The organism is Terrisporobacter muris, from assembly GCF_024621905.1.
Lineage (GTDB): Bacteria > Bacillota > Clostridia > Peptostreptococcales > Peptostreptococcaceae > Terrisporobacter > Terrisporobacter muris.
In genome coordinates this window covers 1-1687 of the sequence record NZ_JANKBY010000515.1, presented here as the reverse complement: position 1 = coordinate 1687, position 1687 = coordinate 1, and the positions used below count along the sequence as shown (strand labels likewise).

The window sequence follows — 1687 nt, the reverse complement described above, 5'->3', positions numbered from 1 at the left end:
GGTTTTCAATAATGTAAAGATCCAAATACATTAATTACTCCCCCTTTTTATGTTTATATTATAAGCTAGTGTAAAAAAATAATGTGTCACTTTTAACAGTCGAAACCCAATTACTTTAATATAAAAAAACACAAAAAAAGGAAAAATTCTTCTTTTTCCTTTTTTTAATAATATTTTACTTCTTTTTTATTGGTATAAAAAGATATATATTGTTCATAATTTGTTATAATTAATAATTTTCTTTATAGTTTATAATATGCACTCTAAATAGAGATTATAACAAAAAAATAAGAAGCTTGAGCTTCTTATTTGACTATGTATATTTACTATTTTCTATTTCTTCTTAAGAAGACTGGAATTGGTGGTAAATCATCATCTATATCATGAGACTGCTTTTTAGCTTCCACTTTTTCCTCAACTTTTTCTTCTTTTGTTACTGCAACCTCTTCTACTACAGCTTTTTTGGTAACTATCTCTGAAGGTTTATTAGTTCCTCTATTTTTAAATGAACTTTCAAAACCTTGAGATGGATTAGTTTCAAATCCTGTAGCTATCACAGTTATAACTATATCTTCTCCTAAGTCTTCTCTTATAGAAGTCCCGAATATTATATTTGCTTCTGGATCACATGATTCTGTAACTAAACTTGATGCAGCATTAGCTTCAAATAATGTTAAGTTTGCTCCACCAGCAACATTAAGTAATACCCCTTTAGCTCCTTTTATAGAAGTTTCAAGTAATGGCGATTGTATAGCCTCTTTAGCTGCTTCTATAGCTCTATTTTCTCCACTAGCATTACCTATACCCATATGAGCTAATCCTTTATCCTTCATTATAGAAGTAACATCAGCAAAGTCTAAGTTTATAAGACCTGGCATTTTTATTAAGTCAGATATGGATTGTATACCTTGTTTTAATACATTATCTGCTATAGAGAATGCATCTACCATAGATGTATTCTTTTGTACTATTTGTAAAAGCCTATCATTAGGTATAGTTATTAATGTATCCACATTAGCTTTTAAATCTTTTATACCATCTTCAGCATTTTTCATTCTTATTTTACCTTCGAACCCAAAAGGTTTAGTTACAACACCTACAGTAAGTATCCCCATTTCCTTTGCTAACTTTGCAACTATCGGTGCAGCACCTGTTCCAGTTCCTCCACCCATACCTGCAGTAACAAATACCATATCTGTTCCGTCAAGTAAACTTACGATTTGTTCTCTACTCTCTTCAGCAGCTTTTTTTCCTACTTCAGGCTTAGCTCCCGCACCTAATCCTCTAGTTAACTTTTCTCCGATTTGAATTTGATTTTCTGCCATAGACGATAATAATGCTTGTTTGTCTGTGTTTATAGAAATAAATTCTACTCCTTTTACTTCTTCTCGTATCATTCTGTTAACAGCGTTGTTTCCACCGCCACCAACACCAATAACTTTTATAACAGCATCATTGTTGTCAGTTTCTATATCAATTCTATTATTATTCATTATTTTTTAACCTCCCTATCTTCTGAATTAAACAGTTATGTATTATGATTATATCATTTTACTTATGTTTTTTGTTAAACAACTATTTTATTCCATAAAAATACCAATTCTTACTCTTATTATTATGTATACATAATAGATAATTAACAATTAGTCTCGTATCTTGTCAAATAATATGGATAAGTATTCATTTA

Annotated in this window: 1 protein-coding gene; it reads right to left on the bottom strand. The window is 29.8% G+C overall.

Annotated features, from left to right (window positions below):
* Window positions 1-326: 326 nt before the first annotated feature.
* Window positions 327-1493: a cell division protein FtsZ gene (ftsZ, locus tag NSA58_RS19820; RefSeq protein ID WP_039680989.1), complete on the bottom strand. Its 1167-nt coding sequence runs from the start codon at window positions 1491-1493 to the stop codon at window positions 327-329.
* Window positions 1494-1687 lie beyond the last annotated feature (194 nt).